Source organism: Staphylococcus simulans, assembly GCF_003043455.1.
Taxonomy (GTDB): domain Bacteria; phylum Bacillota; class Bacilli; order Staphylococcales; family Staphylococcaceae; genus Staphylococcus; species Staphylococcus simulans_A.
Window position 1 is genome coordinate 45,336 of sequence record NZ_PZGG01000006.1, and the last position, 18,323, is coordinate 63,658.

Sequence of the window (18,323 nt, forward strand, 5' to 3'; positions counted from 1 at the left end):
ACCCACCCCCGGTTAAATTAATAATTATGATTCATTAGATTTGCGGAATATTTTCAATAGCTTCGATCATATTGTCATTTGTATATACCTTAATACTGAATCCATTATCTTTTAATGTATCGTAATACCAAATACTTCCATGGTCTATATCAGGAGCATTATGGAAACTTGTAAACTCTGCTTCAGACATATGAGATGGTACTACAAAGACATGATCAACTTTATTGTCATTATCATAGCTGACACCCATATCGCCATATAGCTCTACATTGTTTCCGCGAATATCTTTTGTACCTTCTGGTTTACCAAATGTGCTTTGTACATCTGATTTAGATTGACCAATTTCAAAGCCTTTATAGCCATGTGTATTCGGTGATTTCATAAAATTTTGACTGAACTCCGTTGAATTCACATTGACTGAAACTTTATCTGTTTCTGGCACACGACTATGAGAAGTTTGTTCAGTACTATTTGCACTTTGTTGATTATTTCCTGAACCTCCACTATAGAAATAAAAGGCAAGATACGCACCGCCTATGATTAAAGCTAAAATAAGCAACCCTAACAGACTCCAACCAATGACTTTCCAAGGTGAAACTGATGTACGCTCATGTAGAATTTCAGAACGTGAAAATTCATGATAATCTCTGTTTTCTTTACCGCAATTGGTGCAAAAGTGTTCATCTGGTGCTAAAGGTTTCCCACAGTTTGTACAATATTTCATGTTTATAATTACCTCACAATTATTTTCTTGTGTTCATTATAATGTACATGAGTAATACACTGCTATATGTTTATTAACTTATATTCAACTTTCCTTTTACATTTCGGTATAATTTAATATCTACGTGAAATCAAATCAACGTAAGATGTGTCATGCGTTGTGTTGTAAAGACTTCCCCATTTTTACTGATAATCACCGCTTCAATACCAGGAATTTCATTCAACACAGCAATCGCTTGATTAATCGACATCGCAAAACATACGGTTGTCCAAATCTCTCCATCAATAGATTGTTCCGAAACAATTGTAATACTAGCTATGTCTCCTTCTACTGGATAGCCCGTTTTTGAATCTAAAATGTGATGATACAGTTTGTCATCTTTATAGAAGTAACGTTCATAGATACCAGAAGTCACCACAGATTGACCTGCGATTTCCACTACACCTACTAATCCTCCACGTTCAGAATCGGGTTGTTGAATCCCCACTGTCCACTTATCTTTGTCTATAGGGCGACCAATAGTTAAAACATTGCCCCCTAAATCAATAATGCCTGTTTGGACACCTTGTGAGACAAAGTAATCTTTTAATCGATCCGCAAAGTAACCTTTCGCAATAGCACCTAAATCAATTTCCATGCCCGGCACTTTTAAATAAACTGTATGTGCTTCATGGTCTAACACCACATTTTCTGGTTGAATCTTTTGTAAACGCTCTTGAATGTCAGATTCATTGGGTAATTGTGCATCTTTAAAGCCGATTTTCCATAATTTAACTAATGGTCCAATCGTGAGATTGAACTTAGAATCAGAAGACAGACTGACCGCATGTGCTTGCGCAATCAATTCAAATAAATCTTCGTCTACTTCTACAGATTTGATGCCCGCACTCTGATTCACATACATTAAATCTGATTTATTATCATTTGCGCTAAATCGTTTTTCATAGTCTATCAACATCTCTTCAGCGTGGTTTAATAGTACTTCCGCTTTAGGATGTTCAATCTGTAAGGTAATTCGTGTGCCCATGAGATTTAATACTTTCTGTTTCATTTCAGCAGCTCCTCAATACATAACAATAGATTTATCTTTATACTATCAAACTCTCTTTCATTCTCGAAATTCAAATTAAAAAACGACACTCCTCTTTCAAGAAATGTCGTTTTTCTCATATATGATGATGTGTTGTATTAATGTTCGTTCGGATCATTTTCTGCATCTTGGTGTGTTTTGTGTACAGTACCAAATTTATGGTCTGGACCACCATAGATTGAGTAAAGTTTCAATGGTTCGTCACCTTTGTTTGTGACGTTATGCCATGTATCTGCAGGAACGATAATCGCATCGTCAGGGTTGACTTCTTTTTCGAAATTCAAATTGTCTTCTGTAGGACCCATTTGGCATAAACCTTTACCTTGTTCAACACGTAGGAATTGTTCAATACCATGGTGGATTTCTAAACCGATGTCATCTCCTGGTTGAATTGTCATTAATGTAACTTGAATTTTTGAACCTGTCCAAATTGTAGTACGGTAGTTTTCATTTTCTAATGTCATACCTTCGATATTATCTACTACTGGTTTGTTACCTTGGTCTTCAAAATTATAAGTCATTTTAAAACCCTCCTTGATTTAATGCTTACAGTTATATTGTACTCCGTTTTAATTCATTGAAACGACTTTTATAAAGAGTTCACAAATTCTTCAAGAACAGTTATTAATTTTTTCAAAGAACGAGTGCTATTCTTTAACAGTTTTTTATGCGTCATGCTACAATCATTTTAGATAGATTAGAATTATTCTAAATAAGGAGAGATGAATATGAGTAAAGACAAATCAAAATTAACGGGGCTTTTCGGCCACCCCGTAGGAGATCGTGAGAATTCAGCAACAGCTGGTCCACGTGGCCCATTACTAATGCAGGATGTATATTTCTTAGAATTATTAGCACACTTCGACAGAGAAGTTATTCCTGAGCGTCGTATGCATGCTAAAGGTTCAGGTGCATTTGGAACATTTACAGTAACTAACGATATTACACAATACACAGATGCGAGTATCTTCGCAGAAGTCGGCAAACAAACACCTATGTTTGCGCGTTTCTCTACAGTAGCTGGTGAACGCGGTGCAGCTGATGCTGAACGTGATATCCGTGGTTTCGCATTAAAATTCTATACAGATGAAGGTAACTGGGACCTTGTAGGTAACAATACACCTGTTTTCTTCTTCAGAGACCCTAAATTATTCCCAAGTTTAAACCACGCAGTTAAACGTGACCCACGTACAAACATGCGTAGTGCACAAAATAACTGGGACTTCTGGACTTCATTACCTGAAGCATTACATCAAGTGACAATCTTAATGTCTGACCGTGGTATTCCTCGTGGCTATAGACACATGCACGGTTTCGGTTCACATACGTATTCTTTATTAAATAAAGATAACGAACGTGTATGGGTGAAATTCCACTTCCGTACACAACAAGGTATTGAAAACTTCTCACCAGAAGAAGCAGAACAAGTGATTGCGAAAGATCGTGAATCATCTCAACGTGACTTATTCGAAGCAATCGAAGAAGGCAACTTCCCTAAATGGAAAATGTACATCCAAGTGATGACAGAAGAACAAGCACGTAATCATAAAGACAATCCATTCGACCTAACTAAAGTTTGGTTTAAAGATGAATATCCATTAATTGAAGTCGGTGAGTTCGAATTAAACCGCAATCCTGACAACTACTTCATGGATGTTGAACAAGCAGCGTTCGCACCAACTAACATTGTGCCTGGTATCGACTTCTCACCAGACAAAATGTTACAAGGTCGTTTATTCTCTTATGGAGATGCTCAACGTTACCGTTTAGGTGTCAACCACTGGCAAATCCCAGTTAACCAACCTAAAGGTGTAGGTGTTGAAAACTTATGTCCATTCGCACGTGATGGTCAAGGTCGTTTCTTAGACGGCAACCAAGGCGGTAAAACACATTACTATCCTAACAGCAATGGCGCAATGGAAAGCCAACCAGGTTACAAACGTCCACCAATGGATGTCGTAGATGGTCCAGCTTATGAATACGACTACCGCGAAGATGACGATAACTACTTCGAACAACCAGGTAAATTGTTCAGACTACAAACACCTGAACAACAAGAACGTATCTTCCAAAACACAGCTAATGAAATGGAAGGCGTAACATTAGAAGTAAAAGAACGTCATATCCGTCATTGCTATAAAGCAGATCCTGAGTATGGTAAAGGTGTCGCAAAAGCAATGGGTATCGACATTAACAGTATTGATTTAGACACTGAAGACTAAGCCGATTATTTCCTAGGCAATATATAAACGAAGAGGTAGCTTATTTATGATATTAGATAAAGTGAACCCAAATGACCTATTTCCAACCGAGTTACAACAAGCTTCAGTATTAGGTAAAATGGGTTATCCAATGAACGGTGAAATTAAAATCTTTGAAGCAGCTTACATCGCCACAAATGAACGTTTAATTTTAAACGTAGATATGGCTGGAGAGTTCTATTATCGCAACATCGCATACAATGAAATTAAAGCGATTGAACTCACAGACGATACATTAAGTCTGACATTTGAAATTGGCACATTTAAGTTAACTGATTTCAAACAACAGGAAGCTGAAAACTTCAAAGCTTATGTTACATCGCAAATACAATAATAAATACTAAAAACACAACCGAGTCTCATCAGGGGCTTGGTTGTCTTTTTGTATTGAATTCCTAGTATTTTAAAAGGATATTGACTTTCATATGAAAAGGGCATAATATAGGCATACGTTTAGAGTTTTCAGATTTTTTAAAATAATAGGTCCATCATCTGAGGAATCACACATTAGAGGAGAGAATAAAGATGAGTAACAACTTAATTTTACAATCAGATTTTGGTATAGAAGACGGTGCAGTCAGCGCAATGAAAGGTGTTGCACGTATGGTCAGTGACAATATCTTCATCAGTGATTTAACACATGACATTCCACCTTATGACATTTGGGTGGCTTCCTATCGTCTCTACCAAACTGTTAAATACTGGCCGAAAGGTACAGTCTTTGTGTCTGTCGTTGATCCTGGTGTCGGCAGTGATCGCAGAAGTATTGCCTGTTTAACGAAAACAGGTCACTACATCATTACACCAGATAACGGTTCACTGACCCATATTCTGCATTATGAAGGCATTGAATCAGTGATTGCGATAGATGAAGTCAAAAGCCGTTTACCGCATTCTGAAGAAAGTCATACCTTCCATGGTCGTGACATTTATGCCTACAATGGTGCCCGTTTAGCTGCCGGTCAAATTGAATTTGAAGATTTAGGTCAGTCTATTGATTTAGATTCAATCAAACAACTTCCAATCAATGATTCTAGACAAGAAGGCGATACCTTAATCGGATATATAGATGTCTTAGATATCCGCTTCGGCTCTCTATGGACCAACATTCCACTTTCTTACTTTAAAGAAAATGATATCCACCATGGAGATAACTTGATTGTGACCATTTATAACCGTGAAAACAAAGTTTATCAAAACATCATGAAATTCGTACGTTCTTTTGCGGACGTCAAAATTGGCGAACCCTTAGTTTACATTAACTCACTCGTTAATATAGGCGTTGCGGTCAACCAAAATTCATTCTCTGAACTCTATCATATTGGCACAGGAAATGATTGGCGTATCGAAATAACCAAAGGACCAACATTCTAACCTCTACTTGTGATTCTTATAATGGTTAAAATATATTTCAATATACGTAAAAGGAGAGCTATCACTTAACGACAGCTCTTCTTTTTATATTGCTTGATTCACACATAACCACTACTTAGACATCTCAAAATATAAAAAAACCGAACACCCTTAAATGAGTGCTCGGTTGAACTGGATTTCACCTAGTTAATGATTACTTATTTTTTAAGAGAATCTGGAATTGCTTGATAACCTTCTCTTACGTTTATCACATTTGTGAATCCTTTATTTTCTAGGATGCCGACTGCGATTGAACTACGTACACCTGATTGGCAATGTACATAGATTGGTGCGTCTTTATCAAATGGTACATCTGCGTCTAGTAATTTACCGTGTTTGATGTGTTTTGCTTGGTCAAGGTGACCTGCATCCCATTCATCATTGGTACGTACATCTAATACATTTTCTTCTTTGCCTGTCATATCTGCACTGTGGATAGACGGTGTCATGACATCGTATTTCGGTAAACGATAGCCTGCGACACGGTCATAACCGATTAATTGAAGTTGGTAAGCTGCTTGTTGTACTAAGTCACGGTCACCGATTAAGTCGATGTCTTTGTCGTAATCAAGATACCAACCGATTTGGTTAATGAATCCTTTATCGAATGGAATATTGATTGTGCCGTATTCATGACCACCATGGTACGCTGAGCGTGAACGTACATCGAATGCGAGACGGTTTGAATCTAGACTTGGATATACATCATATGGTGTATATAAGTCTGTTCCCATTTGGTTGATATATTTCATGTGACCGAAATGATGTGGTGGATCTGGTTGTTCTGAAGTGAGTTGTTTCACGAATGCTTCTTTACCATTCACATTGAATGCCCAGTTATTTACACGTTCATATCCTAGTGTAGATGTTGGGACAGCACCTAGTGATTTACCACAAGGACTGCCTGCACCATGACCTGGCCAGATTTGGATATAGTCTGGTAATTCACTCACTGATTGAATAGAATCATACATTTGTTTGGCACCTTTTTCAGTTGTACCTTCAACTTGTGCTGCTTTTTCTAATAAGTCTGGACGACCGATATCGCCTACGAAGATGAAGTCACCTGTAAAGAGACCCATCGGTACTGAAGAGCCGCCACCTTTATCAGTGAGTAAGAAACTGATACTTTCTGGTGTATGACCTGGTGTGAATAATACTTCAATATCAATATTACCGACATCAATATGGTCATGCCCTTTCACAAATGTTGTGTTTTCAGGCATATTTTTGTAGCCGAATTGTTCTCCGCCTTCAGCTGAAACATAGATTTGTGCGTTTAAGCGTTCAGCTGCGTCACGGATACCTGATGCGAAGTCAGCGTGAATGTGTGTTTCAGCTGCTTTCGTAATTGTGAAACCTTCATCATCTGCGACTTCAATATATTTAGATAAGTCACGTACTGGGTCAACAATCATTGCTTCTCCTGTACGTTGACAACCAATTAAATAAGAGGCTTGTGATAATTTATTATCATAAAATTGTTTGAAAAACATTCTAAAACTCCTTTACTTATTTGTGTTTTGTCTCTCTTTAGATAAATAAGTTATGGCTTGCGTTTTGTGTGTCACCGATATAGCTGCCTACACCGCCATAAGACACTTCGTCACGTAATTCTTCTTTTTCAATGCCCATAACATCCATACTCATTGTGCAGGCAATCAATTTAATATCTTGTTCGATTGCTTTATCTAACAATGTTGGAAGTGAATCTACATTTTTCTTTTTCATGACATAACGCATCATTAAGTTGCCTAAGCCGAACATATTCATTTTAGATAGCGGCATTTTCACTGGTGATTTCGGCAACATCATATCGAACATTTTTGCGATACCTTTTTTCTTCACGTTCGCTGGATTTTCTTTCTTCAACGCATTTAATCCCCAGAATGTGAAGAAGATTGAAACGTCACGTCCTGCTGCTTTCGCACCATTTGCGATAATCAACGCAGCTAATGCTTTATCAAGCTCGCCGCTGAATAATACGATTGTTGTTCCGTTTGCGGAATGTGAGACTTCCATTGCTTTTGGTTCTTCTTTTTGAATGATTGCTGTGACTTTTTCATCATCTTGATTAATACGTACTAGGGTATTGCCTGTTTGTTTCACCCAGCTTTGAATGTCACTGTAGAAACCTGGGTCAGTAACTGTGGCTTCAACTTGATCGCCTGGTTTCAGTTGTTTCATTTCTTTACTTAAATTCATGATGGGTCCAGGACATTGTAAGCCGCTATAGTTTAATTGTTTACGGTTATCTTTTACTTTCGTTTCTGTACTTTCTTTAACTTCTGTATTATCGTCGCCTTCACTATAAGCAACATAACCGCCATCTAAATTCACAACGTCGTAACCTTGTTTATCTAGATATTCTGACGCTTTTAGACTGCGTTTACCACTTCTGCAGTAAACATAGTACGTTTTATCTTTCTTCTTATCGAACTGTTCTATTTGATCGACTGGATATAATTCTGCACCTTTAATATGTCCATCTGCATATTCTTCAGGTGTTCTGACATCTATCAATTGTCCATTTTTTGCTAAACGTTCAAAATCTTTATTACTGAATTCATTAATGTGTTGTGTTTTCATATACTCCCGTGTAGCCTCCCTTTCAAAAATACCTATAGGGGTATCTTAAATCCTTTTAGGATAAATGTCAAATGCCCTATGGGGTATTTGACAAAATTTCTTTTTCCAACTACAATAAAACTACTCAAAGACAGTAATGGGGGTATACAGAATGAATTATGATCAAAAAATGGTTAATCGTATAAAACGCCTACAAGGACAATTAAATGGCGTTGTTAAAATGATGGAAGAAGATAGAGACTGTAAAGATGTCATCACACAATTAAGCTCATCTAAAAGTGCAATCCAACGTTTAATGGCAGTCATTGTCAGTGAAAATTTAGTGGAGTGTGTTAAAGCAGCTGACGATAATAACGAAGATTCACAAGCCTTAATAGAAGAAGCAATCAACTTGCTTGTGAAAAGTAAATAATGGATATCGTGACTTTAATTACGATGCTCCTTATCGGGGTATTTGGCGGTTTAATTTCAGGAATGGTCGGTATAGGCGGCGCAATCATTATCTATCCGGCTATTCTTATCATTCCAAGTCTTTTAGGCCTTCACACTTATACACCTTATCTCGCTTCAGGACTCGCATCCAGCCAAGTATTCTTCAGTACACTCAGCGGTTCGATTAAAGCGAAAAGCAATCCAGAATTTTCATTAAAACTCGTACTCTATATGGGTGCCAGTACTCTAATCGGAAGTACAGTCGGTGCCTTCTTTACACAATGGTTCAGTACGACTGCAGTAAATATTGTTTATATCGTGGTCGCAATTCTTGCGTTGGTTTTATTATTCATTAAAGTTAAACCACAAGAAGACAAACCACACTTAAACCGAGTGTTACTCATTTTATTCGGAATAGGCATCGGGGCCATTTCCGGCATTGTTGGTGCAGGCGGCTCATTTATGATTATTCCAGTCTTGCTCGTTTTCTTTAAATTACCGATGAATACTGTTGTCGCAAACAGTATCGTAATCGCATTTATCTCATCTATCGGTTCCTTTGTGATTAAACTCTTCCAAGGCTTTATTCCTATTGCAGATGCGATTCCTTTAGTCATTGGTAGTATTATCTTCGCACCGATTGGTTTAATGATTGGTAAGAAATTGCCAAGTGTTGTTCAAAAATGGATTATCAGTATATTAATTATTATCGCAGTCATTCAATTAATCTTTTAGATAGATGCCAAGTTCTGAATATAGAGCTTGGTTTTTTTATTTATACATATAGGTATCAGGGTATAAAATAAGCGTCCATATAGGTGTAACCCCCTATTTGAAGCAATTACTCAGGGTTAAACTTGTTTCTCAGAAGTTTTACGCTAAAATTAATAGTGAAGCGTTAAAACTACCAAGCTATATAGAAAGTGGTGAAATAATGGCTAAGAATCAAAAGCGAGAGATGTTATTACGAGCAGCAGCCGATATTGTGAATGAACAAGGTGTCAGTGCCTTAACACTTGATGCCGTGGCACAACGTGCAGAAGTGAGTAAAGGCGGACTCCTCTATCACTTCAATACCAAACAAGCCTTAATTCAAGGTCTAGTGGACCATGCGAATGAATTATATAAAGAAAATGTTAATCATTATATTGATGATGAAACAGAAAGCAAATGGCTCCATGCCTTTATCGAGGCGACGCGTGAGCATCGTAAAGAAAACAAAGCTGTGACTTCTGCCATTCTAGCAGCACAAGGCAATGACCGTAATTTACTCGGTCCCCTACAAGAAACTTATCAAGATTGGCAAAATCATATTGAATCTGATGGTTTAGATGCAGTAGATGCGACAATCTATCGTTTAGCTGTAGATGGCCTATGGCTATCTGAAATTTTCGGTTTAACATCTATCGATGAAGACATGCGAGAAGCTGTCTTGGATCGTTTAAAAGAATTAAGCAATAAATAAATATAGGCACAACCCTTGTCATGAGAGGCTCTTACAAAAAAGAGTCTCTCTTTTTTTATTTTTCTTGAACAAAGGGGTTGAAATAAAACCGTCTAGTTGGTACACTAACAACCGTTGAAAAAAATTACTGAAACTCGGAGGGATAAATAGTCCATGAAAAAAGTGATGTTAACAGCAGCGATTACAGGCGCTGGCGACACAACAGAAAAAAATAAACATGTACCCGTAACACCTGAAGAGATTGCGGATGCCGCAATTAAATGTGCACGTGCAGGCGCAACAGTAGCACATATTCACGCAAGAGATCCAGAAACAGGTGGCGTGAGTCATGATGTTGAATTATATAGAGAAGCAGTTCGTTTAATCCGTGAAGCAGATGAAGATATTGTGATTAATATTACTGCAGGCGGCGGTGGCGACTTCATCCCAGATATGCAGAACCCTTACCAAGCTGGAGAAGGTTCAGATATCCAAACACCAGATGAACGTCACGAGCCAGTTGGAGAATTATTACCAGAAATTTGTACACTAGACTGCGGCAGTGTCAACTTCGGAGATATGGTTTATATCAGCCCGACAGATTGGTTACGCCGCCAAGCACAATTAATTAAAGACGCAGGTGTCAAACCTGAATTAGAATGTTTCGATAGCGGTCATATCCGTTTTGCGAACCAATTAGTTTCTGAAGGTTTAATCGAAGGCGAACCTATGTATCAATTCTGCCTAGGTATTCCATGGGGTGCAGATAACGATGCGGAAACAATTGAATACTTCAAAACACGTTTACCAGAAAATGCTCATTGGTCAGCATTCGGTATCGGTAAAATGCAGTTGCCAACAGTAGAAGAAGCTGCGAAACGTGGCGGCAACGTACGTGTCGGCTTAGAAGATAACATCTATTTATCTAAAGGTGTTAAAGCGACAAACGAAGAACTAGTAGAAAAAGCAGTAGAAATCTTAAAAGGTATAGATATGGAACCTATGACACCGCAAGAAGCGCGTGAAAAATACAACTTAACTCAGCCAAAAGGAGACAATTAAAATGAAATTTGCAGTAGTAGGAACAGGCGTTATCGGCAGTGGCTGGATCACTCGCATGCTTGCACACGGTCACGAAGTGATCGCAACTGATCCAGGCGAAGGCGCACAAGAAGCAATGATGGCTCAAATCAAACAAAATTGGCCATACGCTGAAGAAATGGGATTAGCAGAAGATGCATCTTTAGATAATCTGACTTTCACACCACATTTAGATGAAGCTGTGAAAGACGCAGACTTAATTCAAGAAAATGTACCAGAAGTTGAAGCAATCAAAGCAAGTGTCTTAAAAGAAATCGACACTTACGCTCGTCCTGACGCAATTATCGGTTCAAGTACTTCAGGTATTATGCCGACCGAACTACAAGATGGTTTAAAACATCCAGAACGTTTAGTTGTAGCACATCCTTTCCACCCTGTTTATATCTTACCGTTAGTTGAGATTGTGCCAGGTAAAGAAACAGCAGAAGACACAGTTGTGAAAGCTGAAGAACTTTATGAAGGTATCGGTATGGATGTCTTACATGTCCGTAACGAAATCGAAGGACACATTGCGGACCGTCTTATGGAAGCTTTATGGCGTGAATCATTACACATCGTAAACGAAGGCATTGCGACTACTGAAGAAGTAGATAAAGCCTTCACTCACGCAGCAGGCTTACGTTACGCACAATACGGCCCATTCATGACATTCCACTTAGCTGGTGGTAACGGCGGTATGCGCCACATGTTGAAACAATTCGGTCCAGCACTTAAGAAACCTTGGACAAAATTAGTTGCGCCAGAACTGACAACTGATTTATACAACGCAGTGGTAGAAGGATGCGAAACAAGCTCACAAGGTTACACAATGTCAGAGCTTGACCAAAAACGTAACGAATTCTTAGTGAAAGTGAAAAAACTTGCGCAAGAATATTGGCCAACTGAAACACCAGGTATGAAGAAACGTCAACCTCAATCACAGGGGGTATAAATTGATGACACAACGCTTTACGTATCAAGTGACAGTGAAAGACGAATGGCTCGATCATAATAACCATATGAACGACGCAGAATACAACCGCGTCTTCAGTAATGCGACAGATGAGTATCTCGCTTACTTAGGTTTAAGCGAAGCTGAAATCGAGCGACGTCATTACACAGTCTTCACATTAGAAAACCATGAAACGTATCAAAAAGAAGTCAATAAAGACGAAGACTTAACAGTAACAGTTCAACTTGTTGATCACGATGCGAAACGTCTTCATGCATTCATGACACTGTATGACCAAGCACAAGATGTGTGCGCAACATACGAAGTCATGTTGATGGGTATTGATACAGACTCAGGTCGTCCAGCACCTTTCCCTGAAGACATCGCACAAAATATAGAACAAGATGCTGAACTAGTAGAAAAAGAAGGATTAGACCAACCTAAAGAACTTGGTCGTCAAATCGGTATCAAACGTAAAAAGTAAGCACAATACAACGAATCGATTAATATCACAATTTGCATAACACCCAAATGGGTTTCATATAGATAAAAAAGTTCCACTTGCGAAAAGGTAAGTGGAACTTTTTTGTAGTTAAGGCTAATTTTCAGTATCTAATATGTTATTGATCACATCAACATATAAATCACTGTTTCTATAACCTTCTAAAATATCATTAACTTGTCTATCAGGTATCTCAGGTACCTCTCTGATTTCACATAGCTTATTTTTAAATTCTTCTTTAGTCACACTATGATTGTTTATTGTTAAGCTCATGAAATATTTATTTAGCTCATTGATTTCATCAATTTGATACCAATAACGTAGCAAAACTAAATCCTTAGTTTTTAAATCTGGAGCTAATTCTTCATGTAAAACTTCAATAGATTGTTTAATCAACAAGAGTTTAGATTCTATTTCTTCATTATCCATAAATACAACGCTCCATTCTAAATCAGTTTACCTAATCATCATAACATTAACGTACTGGTCTTATGATTCTGTCTTCTTTTGCGACTCTTGTTCTGCTTCTTTCATTTTCTTTTCAACCTTATTTCTGATACTTGGATATTTTTGAATCACATCTTCAATCTCAATCTTAGGAAGGCCATATCGCTTTATATATCTACGCTTTCTAATTTTTGTTACTTTATCATGAGTCAAAAGTAAAAATGAGGCACACGCTAACACTGCTAGAGAGGTAATAGTTAAAATATCATTCGTTCCTAAAGGAATGTCTTCTTCCTGGCTGTAATGACTGGTTTGTTTATTTTCACTTCCACCAAAGTGTTCTGCGGCGTCTATCGGTTGAACTGCGATGAAAAACACTAAAAGAAATGGCATAACCATTAAAATAAGTTTCTTAGAAGTCACGACCAGCACCTCCTCCGCCACCACTACCTCCACCAAAGCTGCCAGAAGAGCCACTAGAACTAAAGCCATCACTTGTTCCATCACTTGAACCAAACTTAACGGTGCCTGGACGTATCGTGGTTTTGGAACGGTATTTTTCCCTTTCTTCGTCTATCAATTCTTCACGTATGACCTGTTCGATATTTTCAGTCAAACTACGCTTCATCATCATACTAGCTACTATCAAAAATCCTATAGATACGATGAATAGGAAAACATAAAATAGGATATTTGAAATCCCATTCCAACCTTTATAAGGAAGTGTTTTTAGGTCATTAGCAACCGTACTTATCCAACTCATTGGCCATACTTGGTCTTTCGAATAATGTTGACCTGACGAAAAACTATAACCGTACATCGCCTTATATAGCTTCATTAAACCTTGGTCATACTTTTCTTTTTTAAATTCTGACAGGCCGTTATTATCGATGATACTCCCTACTTTGGCATCATTGAAAAAGCCCTCTAATCCATAACCAATTTGTATCTCAACACCTCGATCTGCACCATAATTTTCTTTATCTAGATTCAAGAAAATAACAATGCCATTATTAACCTCTTTCTTACCCACACCATATTCGCGTAAAAGCCGTAATGCATAGTCCCTTTTGGGTTCATCTACAGAATCCATCGTGACCATAAGCATTTCAATACCTGTTTCTCTTTCAAGACGCTGTCCAAGTTGATTTAATTCTTGTATCTCCCCATCACTTAATAAATGGGCATGGTCTTGTATATAGAGGTGACTTCTATCTAATTTGGGTAAGGGTTTCGTTGATGCATAGGTTGGCAGGGTGAAAATAAAAATCAATAGTAAAAACGATAGAAATAATCTAAGAAGTCTTTTCATCTGTACGCTCCTGTCCATTAATTTTAGTACCTCATTCAAATTAATTTTATGTACCACAAAATTATTGTTTTGATTCATAATTCAACAATCTAATTAAAACCTATATCATTTAGTGTAAATCAACACAATTTCGGATTCAACACTCTGTTTAGAACATTGTATTTGCTATGTATAATATACACTAGTTATCTTGCTATGAAATTCTAATCATCAATATGTTAGAAAACATATAACCGCAAGGTTTATAAGACACCCGTATCTCTTACTTCAGACAAACGTCAGTCTGACCTTATATACTAAAAAGCGCCATGAACACTTTGTTCAGGCGCTTTAATCTTATGTACTCTTTCGTACTTTTACTATTTTAAATCTATCTCTGCATGATGTTTTCAATGGCTTCTATATCATGTTTTGAAGTATAGACTTTGATTGAAAAGCCGTTGGCTTTATCTGTATCGTAATACCAATTGCCATCTGAAATTTCATCAGGCCCATTATGAAAGTCTGCGAAGTCATCTTTTGTCATTTTCCCAGGCACCACAAACACATGACTGACTTGATTGTTTGAATTATAACTAACACCAATATTGCCATATAATTCAGCTTTTTTGCCATCAATTGTTTTGGTACCTTCTGCACGACCATATTCTCTCTCTATCGCACTTTTGGTTTCCCCTATTTCAAAACCTTCATACCCCTCAGTATTAGGCGTATGCATGTAACCTTGACTGAACGTTGGTGAGTTCACATCAATCTCTACTTTATGCGTAGGTGGTAAATGTGACGCTCTCGGTTGTGCTTTACCAACTTGATTTGACCAAAATGCCAACACACCATAGAATAGTCCAGCGACCAGAGCTAAGAATACTAATACGAGTACACTACACCAAACGAAAGTTTTAATTCTGCCATGATCTTTTTGTTGATGTATGACCTCCGAACGAGAAAATTGACTAGGTGTACCACACTGAGTACAAAAAGCTTCACTAGACTGTAACGCATTTTTACATGTTGTACAGTATTTCCCCATATTCCTTCCTCCGATAAATCTTTTTCACAACTCAATTATATTTAAAACTTTGATAATTTTCTACATAAAACGTTTTAAGAAACTGTAAAGTTGTTAAATAAAACTAAAAAAGCACCTCAGTTATTCTGAAGTGCTTCAAAGTTTCACGTAAAACACAGTATGATAACTAACTCATTTTAATAATGATACGTCCAGCATCACCATTCGCGAGTTCATCAAACCCTTCATTAATCTCATCCAAAGTTAACGTTTTACTAATTAATGGATCGATATTTAATCGCCCTTTTTGATAAAGATTAGTGAAACGTGGTATATCTCTATCTGGAACACAACTACCGACGTATGATCCTTTTATTGTTCTTTCTTCAGCAGCTAGCGTCACTTGTGGAAAGGCAAATTGTTGGCTTGGATCTGGTAACCCTGTCGTAACAGTCGTGCCCCCACGTTTAGTAATAGCGTATGCCGTTTCCATTGCAGGCGTCGCTCCTGCTGTTTCAAATGCATACTCTACTCCGCCATCTACATATGTTTTTATTTTCTCAACTATATCTTCATCTTTAGAATTAAATACAGCAGTCGCACCTAATTCTTTAGCAATATCAAACTTATTTTCATTTATATCTAATGCAATAATCTCATTCGCGCCTGCAAGTCTAGCTCCAATAATCGCATTCAAACCAATACCACCGAGCCCAACAATCGCGACGTTACTACCTGGTCTGATTTGTGCTGTATTCATAACCGCACCTATTCCTGTAATTACTGCACAACCAAAGACTGCCGCACGTTCAAATGGAATCTCTTTGTCTATTTTAACGATTGAATTTTCAGAGACAACTGCGTATTCTGCAAAGCCTGAGACGCCTAAATGATGGTGCACTTTACCTTGATTATTAGATAAACGAATACCGCCTTCTAACATTTCACCTTTTTCATTCGATTCTGCACCATTCTCACACAATGCCGGTCTTCCTTCACGACATGGGATACAGTGTCCACAACTTGGTATAAAGACGCAAACAACGTGATCACCTTTTTCGAAACCAAGTACATCATTGCCAGTTTGTATAACTTCTCCAGCCGCTTCATGACCCAAAGCCATTGGCATAGGTCTAGGACGACTACCATTAATCACTGATAAATCTGAGTGGCATAAACCTGCTGCATGAATTTTAATGAGTACTTCGTGTGCACGAGGTTCATCTAGTTCAAGCTCTTCAACTTTCAAGGGCTGAGATTGACTATAAGGCTGCTCACTTCCCATTTCATATAATATTGCTGCTCTTGTTTTCATAACTAACATCCCCTCTTTCTATTTCTCTCTACCCCCTTAGTACATTTTTTATACTTAACTATCCTTAGACTCCCTATAGGTCACGTACTTATCTTATTAAAAACACAAAAGCTTCAATCAGAACTGAAAATACAGTTTCGATTGAAGCTTTTATTATTTAACAATTAACCATGCATAGATACTTTAATTAAATGCGATAACCCCAATAATACCTGCCACAATAATCATACATACCGAAGAACCAATTGCCCATTTTAAAACAACTTTTTGGTTCGTTCCGTAATCAATACCAAGCATACCTACAAGCAAGTAACCTGCTGCGTATAAAGGACTTAAGACATGAACAGGTTGTCCTAAGATGGAAGCTCTCGCCATCATCGCTTTAGAAACACCGAATTGTTGTGCAGATTCTGCGAGAATCGGTAAGATACCATAATAGAATGGATCATTCGCCATAAAGTAAGTGAACGGCATACTTAGTACGGCAGTAATCAATGCGAAATGATTTCCCATCGCATCTGGCACAATATGTACTAAAGCACTTGCCATATGGTCTACCATTTTTGTTCCACTCATCACACCTGTAAATACACCTGACGCAAAGACTAAACTCACTACTGCAAGTACATTTCCTGCGTGACGTTTAATCAGGTTGGATTGTACTTTAAGTTGCGGATAGTTAATAATTAACGCTAACGCAAAGCCAAGCATAAAGAGTACAGGAATTGGTAAGAAATCTGTAATCAATGCCACTAATAATGTAATTGTCAAAGCGGCGTTAATAATCGTTAATTTCGGTCGCAATAATGCAAGTTCATCTTCATCTTTGGCATTTGAAATATGCATTTCTTCTAAAGTCAGTGATAAGTGATTCTTAATACCGATACGTTTGCGCTCTCTCTTCCCCAAGATATAAGCCGCTACAAACGCGAAGAGAATACCCGCGACCATCACTGGAATAACAGGTGTGAATACTTCCTCAGTTGTTAATTGAAGTGCTGAAATCGCACGCGCTGTCGGTCCACCCCATGGCGTCATATTCATAACACCGATAGCTAAAAGCGCAAGTGTAGATAAAATATATGGGTTCATGCCCATTTTCTTATACAACGGTAACATCGCTGTCACTGTAATAATGAATGTAGTAGTACCGTCTCCATCTAACGCAACAATAGATGCTAAAGCGACCGTTCCGATTGTGATCTTTACAGGGTCTCCCTTAACCCCTTTCATAATCACGCTGATAATCGGATTAAATAATCCGGCATCAATCATAACCCCAAAATAGAGAATCGCGAAGACCAACATAATACCTGTTGGCGCAACGGTAGTAATCCCCGCAATAATATCCTTTCCTAAACTAGAGTAAAATCCCCCGATTAATCCGAATACTACTGGTACCACAATAAGTGCTACCAGCGCTGACATTTTCCTGCTCATAATCAGAGCCATAAAGACAATGATCATTACAAAACCTAATAATGCTAAATTCATGATGTGTCCCCTTTTGTTTGTAATTTAACTGTCAGCAACCGCTTACAATTAAATATAGTTTACCACAACATATAGTATTTTGAATATTCTAATCATTAAAGTCAGGTATTTTTATTTAACGAAAATAAAAAAGGGGCCGGGACATAATTGTTCTGGAACCTAATAAAAAGGACGATTTTCACATATAAAAATGAAAATCGTTCCTTTTTTATTTTGTCCAAGAAATTTTCAGCTCGTAGAGCTGCTAATTTCCTAATAT

General features: G+C 37.7%; 20 protein-coding genes. 9 read left to right on the forward strand and 11 right to left on the reverse strand.

Annotation, left to right across the window (positions count from 1 at the left end):
* Positions 1-34: 34 nt before the first annotated feature.
* From BU038_RS02065 to BU038_RS02075, 3 genes are all read right to left on the reverse strand, one after another.
* On the reverse strand, positions 35-724 hold the full coding sequence (locus BU038_RS02065; RefSeq protein ID WP_107604584.1) for a zinc ribbon domain-containing protein: 690 nt from the start codon (positions 722-724) through the stop codon (positions 35-37).
* 130 nt (positions 725-854) lie between these two features.
* Positions 855-1,775, reverse strand: a complete 921-nt coding sequence (locus tag BU038_RS02070; protein WP_107604585.1) for an FAD:protein FMN transferase — start codon at positions 1,773-1,775, stop codon at positions 855-857.
* A 137-nt stretch (positions 1,776-1,912) separates the two neighbouring features.
* Positions 1,913-2,335, reverse strand: coding sequence for a cupin domain-containing protein (locus BU038_RS02075; protein ID WP_107604586.1), 423 nt, complete (start codon positions 2,333-2,335; stop codon positions 1,913-1,915).
* 207 nt (positions 2,336-2,542) lie between these two features.
* Here BU038_RS02075 and BU038_RS02080 point away from each other — a divergent pair, with 207 nt between their 5' ends.
* The 3 genes from BU038_RS02080 (at position 2,543) to BU038_RS02090 (ending at position 5,449) form a co-directional block, all read left to right on the forward strand.
* Complete coding sequence (locus BU038_RS02080) at positions 2,543-4,036, forward strand: catalase (RefSeq protein ID WP_107604587.1); 1,494 nt, start codon at positions 2,543-2,545, stop codon at positions 4,034-4,036.
* A gap of 46 nt (positions 4,037-4,082) precedes the next feature.
* Positions 4,083-4,409 (forward strand): hypothetical protein, encoded by a 327-nt coding sequence (locus BU038_RS02085; RefSeq protein WP_107604588.1) that lies wholly within the window; start codon positions 4,083-4,085, stop codon positions 4,407-4,409.
* A 191-nt stretch (positions 4,410-4,600) separates the two neighbouring features.
* Positions 4,601-5,449 (forward strand): SAM hydrolase/SAM-dependent halogenase family protein, encoded by an 849-nt coding sequence (locus BU038_RS02090; RefSeq protein ID WP_107604589.1) that lies wholly within the window; start codon positions 4,601-4,603, stop codon positions 5,447-5,449.
* A gap of 197 nt (positions 5,450-5,646) precedes the next feature.
* Here the strand turns inward: BU038_RS02090 and cstB are convergent, their stop codons facing one another.
* Positions 5,647-6,984, reverse strand: coding sequence for a persulfide dioxygenase-sulfurtransferase CstB (gene cstB / locus BU038_RS02095; protein ID WP_107604590.1), 1,338 nt, complete (start codon positions 6,982-6,984; stop codon positions 5,647-5,649).
* Positions 6,985-7,021: 37 nt separating this feature from the next.
* Positions 7,022-8,077 (reverse strand): DsrE/DsrF/DrsH-like family protein, encoded by a 1,056-nt coding sequence (locus BU038_RS02100; protein ID WP_107604591.1) that lies wholly within the window; start codon positions 8,075-8,077, stop codon positions 7,022-7,024.
* 151 nt (positions 8,078-8,228) lie between these two features.
* On the opposite strand from BU038_RS02100, the gene cstR reads away from it, so the two are divergent.
* From cstR to BU038_RS02130, 6 genes are all read left to right on the forward strand, one after another.
* The gene (cstR, locus tag BU038_RS02105; RefSeq protein WP_057510655.1) at positions 8,229-8,489 is read left to right on the forward strand and encodes a persulfide-sensing transcriptional repressor CstR; all 261 of its coding nucleotides are present in this window, start codon (positions 8,229-8,231) and stop codon (positions 8,487-8,489) included.
* A complete protein-coding gene (locus BU038_RS02110; protein WP_107604592.1) occupies positions 8,489-9,244 on the forward strand; it encodes a sulfite exporter TauE/SafE family protein in 756 nt (251 codons plus the stop codon). The genes cstR and BU038_RS02110 overlap by 1 nt, the downstream gene beginning before the upstream one ends.
* A 199-nt stretch (positions 9,245-9,443) precedes the next feature.
* Positions 9,444-9,974, forward strand: coding sequence for a TetR/AcrR family transcriptional regulator (locus tag BU038_RS02115; protein WP_107604593.1), 531 nt, complete (start codon positions 9,444-9,446; stop codon positions 9,972-9,974).
* Between the two features lie 153 nt (positions 9,975-10,127).
* Entirely contained in the window at positions 10,128-11,015 is an 888-nt protein-coding gene (locus tag BU038_RS02120) for a 3-keto-5-aminohexanoate cleavage protein (RefSeq protein WP_107604594.1), read from the forward strand.
* A 1-nt stretch (position 11,016) separates the two neighbouring features.
* Positions 11,017-11,985, forward strand: coding sequence for a 3-hydroxyacyl-CoA dehydrogenase NAD-binding domain-containing protein (locus BU038_RS02125; RefSeq protein ID WP_107604595.1), 969 nt, complete (start codon positions 11,017-11,019; stop codon positions 11,983-11,985).
* A gap of 4 nt (positions 11,986-11,989) precedes the next feature.
* Complete coding sequence (locus BU038_RS02130) at positions 11,990-12,469, forward strand: thioesterase family protein (protein ID WP_107604596.1); 480 nt, start codon at positions 11,990-11,992, stop codon at positions 12,467-12,469.
* Positions 12,470-12,583: 114 nt separating this feature from the next.
* Here the strand turns inward: BU038_RS02130 and BU038_RS02135 are convergent, their stop codons facing one another.
* From BU038_RS02135 to BU038_RS02160, 6 genes are all read right to left on the reverse strand, one after another.
* Positions 12,584-12,916 carry a hypothetical protein gene (locus BU038_RS02135; protein ID WP_107604597.1) on the reverse strand — a complete coding sequence of 111 codons (333 nt, stop codon included), beginning with the start codon at positions 12,914-12,916 and terminating at the stop codon, positions 12,584-12,586.
* A gap of 60 nt (positions 12,917-12,976) precedes the next feature.
* Complete coding sequence (locus BU038_RS02140; protein ID WP_107604598.1) at positions 12,977-13,357, reverse strand: hypothetical protein; 381 nt, start codon at positions 13,355-13,357, stop codon at positions 12,977-12,979.
* Entirely contained in the window at positions 13,347-14,246 is a 900-nt protein-coding gene (locus tag BU038_RS02145) for a TPM domain-containing protein (RefSeq protein ID WP_158262777.1), read from the reverse strand. The genes BU038_RS02140 and BU038_RS02145 overlap by 11 nt, the downstream gene beginning before the upstream one ends.
* Positions 14,247-14,616: 370 nt before the next feature.
* Entirely contained in the window at positions 14,617-15,276 is a 660-nt protein-coding gene (locus tag BU038_RS02150; protein WP_107604600.1) for a hypothetical protein, read from the reverse strand.
* Between the two features lie 166 nt (positions 15,277-15,442).
* Positions 15,443-16,570 (reverse strand): zinc-dependent alcohol dehydrogenase family protein, encoded by a 1,128-nt coding sequence (locus BU038_RS02155; protein WP_107604601.1) that lies wholly within the window; start codon positions 16,568-16,570, stop codon positions 15,443-15,445.
* A gap of 183 nt (positions 16,571-16,753) precedes the next feature.
* Complete coding sequence (locus tag BU038_RS02160) at positions 16,754-18,064, reverse strand: CitMHS family transporter (protein WP_107604602.1); 1,311 nt, start codon at positions 18,062-18,064, stop codon at positions 16,754-16,756.
* Positions 18,065-18,323: the final 259 nt, after the last annotated feature.

Coding starts and splice junctions, on each gene's coding strand:
- BU038_RS02065 (WP_107604584.1), bottom strand. CDS start 724: ATGAAATATTGTACAAACTGTGGGAAACCTTTAGCACCAGATGAACAC.
- BU038_RS02070 (WP_107604585.1), bottom strand. CDS start 1,775: ATGAAACAGAAAGTATTAAATCTCATGGGCACACGAATTACCTTACAG.
- BU038_RS02075 (WP_107604586.1), bottom strand. CDS start 2,335: ATGACTTATAATTTTGAAGACCAAGGTAACAAACCAGTAGTAGATAAT.
- BU038_RS02080 (WP_107604587.1), top strand. CDS start 2,543: ATGAGTAAAGACAAATCAAAATTAACGGGGCTTTTCGGCCACCCCGTA.
- BU038_RS02085 (WP_107604588.1), top strand. CDS start 4,083: ATGATATTAGATAAAGTGAACCCAAATGACCTATTTCCAACCGAGTTA.
- BU038_RS02090 (WP_107604589.1), top strand. CDS start 4,601: ATGAGTAACAACTTAATTTTACAATCAGATTTTGGTATAGAAGACGGT.
- cstB (WP_107604590.1), bottom strand. CDS start 6,984: ATGTTTTTCAAACAATTTTATGATAATAAATTATCACAAGCCTCTTAT.
- BU038_RS02100 (WP_107604591.1), bottom strand. CDS start 8,077: ATGAAAACACAACACATTAATGAATTCAGTAATAAAGATTTTGAACGT.
- cstR (WP_057510655.1), top strand. CDS start 8,229: ATGAATTATGATCAAAAAATGGTTAATCGTATAAAACGCCTACAAGGA.
- BU038_RS02110 (WP_107604592.1), top strand. CDS start 8,489: ATGGATATCGTGACTTTAATTACGATGCTCCTTATCGGGGTATTTGGC.
- BU038_RS02115 (WP_107604593.1), top strand. CDS start 9,444: ATGGCTAAGAATCAAAAGCGAGAGATGTTATTACGAGCAGCAGCCGAT.
- BU038_RS02120 (WP_107604594.1), top strand. CDS start 10,128: ATGAAAAAAGTGATGTTAACAGCAGCGATTACAGGCGCTGGCGACACA.
- BU038_RS02125 (WP_107604595.1), top strand. CDS start 11,017: ATGAAATTTGCAGTAGTAGGAACAGGCGTTATCGGCAGTGGCTGGATC.
- BU038_RS02130 (WP_107604596.1), top strand. CDS start 11,990: ATGACACAACGCTTTACGTATCAAGTGACAGTGAAAGACGAATGGCTC.
- BU038_RS02135 (WP_107604597.1), bottom strand. CDS start 12,916: ATGGATAATGAAGAAATAGAATCTAAACTCTTGTTGATTAAACAATCT.
- BU038_RS02145 (WP_158262777.1), bottom strand. CDS start 14,246: ATGAAAAGACTTCTTAGATTATTTCTATCGTTTTTACTATTGATTTTT.
- BU038_RS02150 (WP_107604600.1), bottom strand. CDS start 15,276: ATGGGGAAATACTGTACAACATGTAAAAATGCGTTACAGTCTAGTGAA.
- BU038_RS02155 (WP_107604601.1), bottom strand. CDS start 16,570: ATGAAAACAAGAGCAGCAATATTATATGAAATGGGAAGTGAGCAGCCT.
- BU038_RS02160 (WP_107604602.1), bottom strand. CDS start 18,064: ATGAATTTAGCATTATTAGGTTTTGTAATGATCATTGTCTTTATGGCT.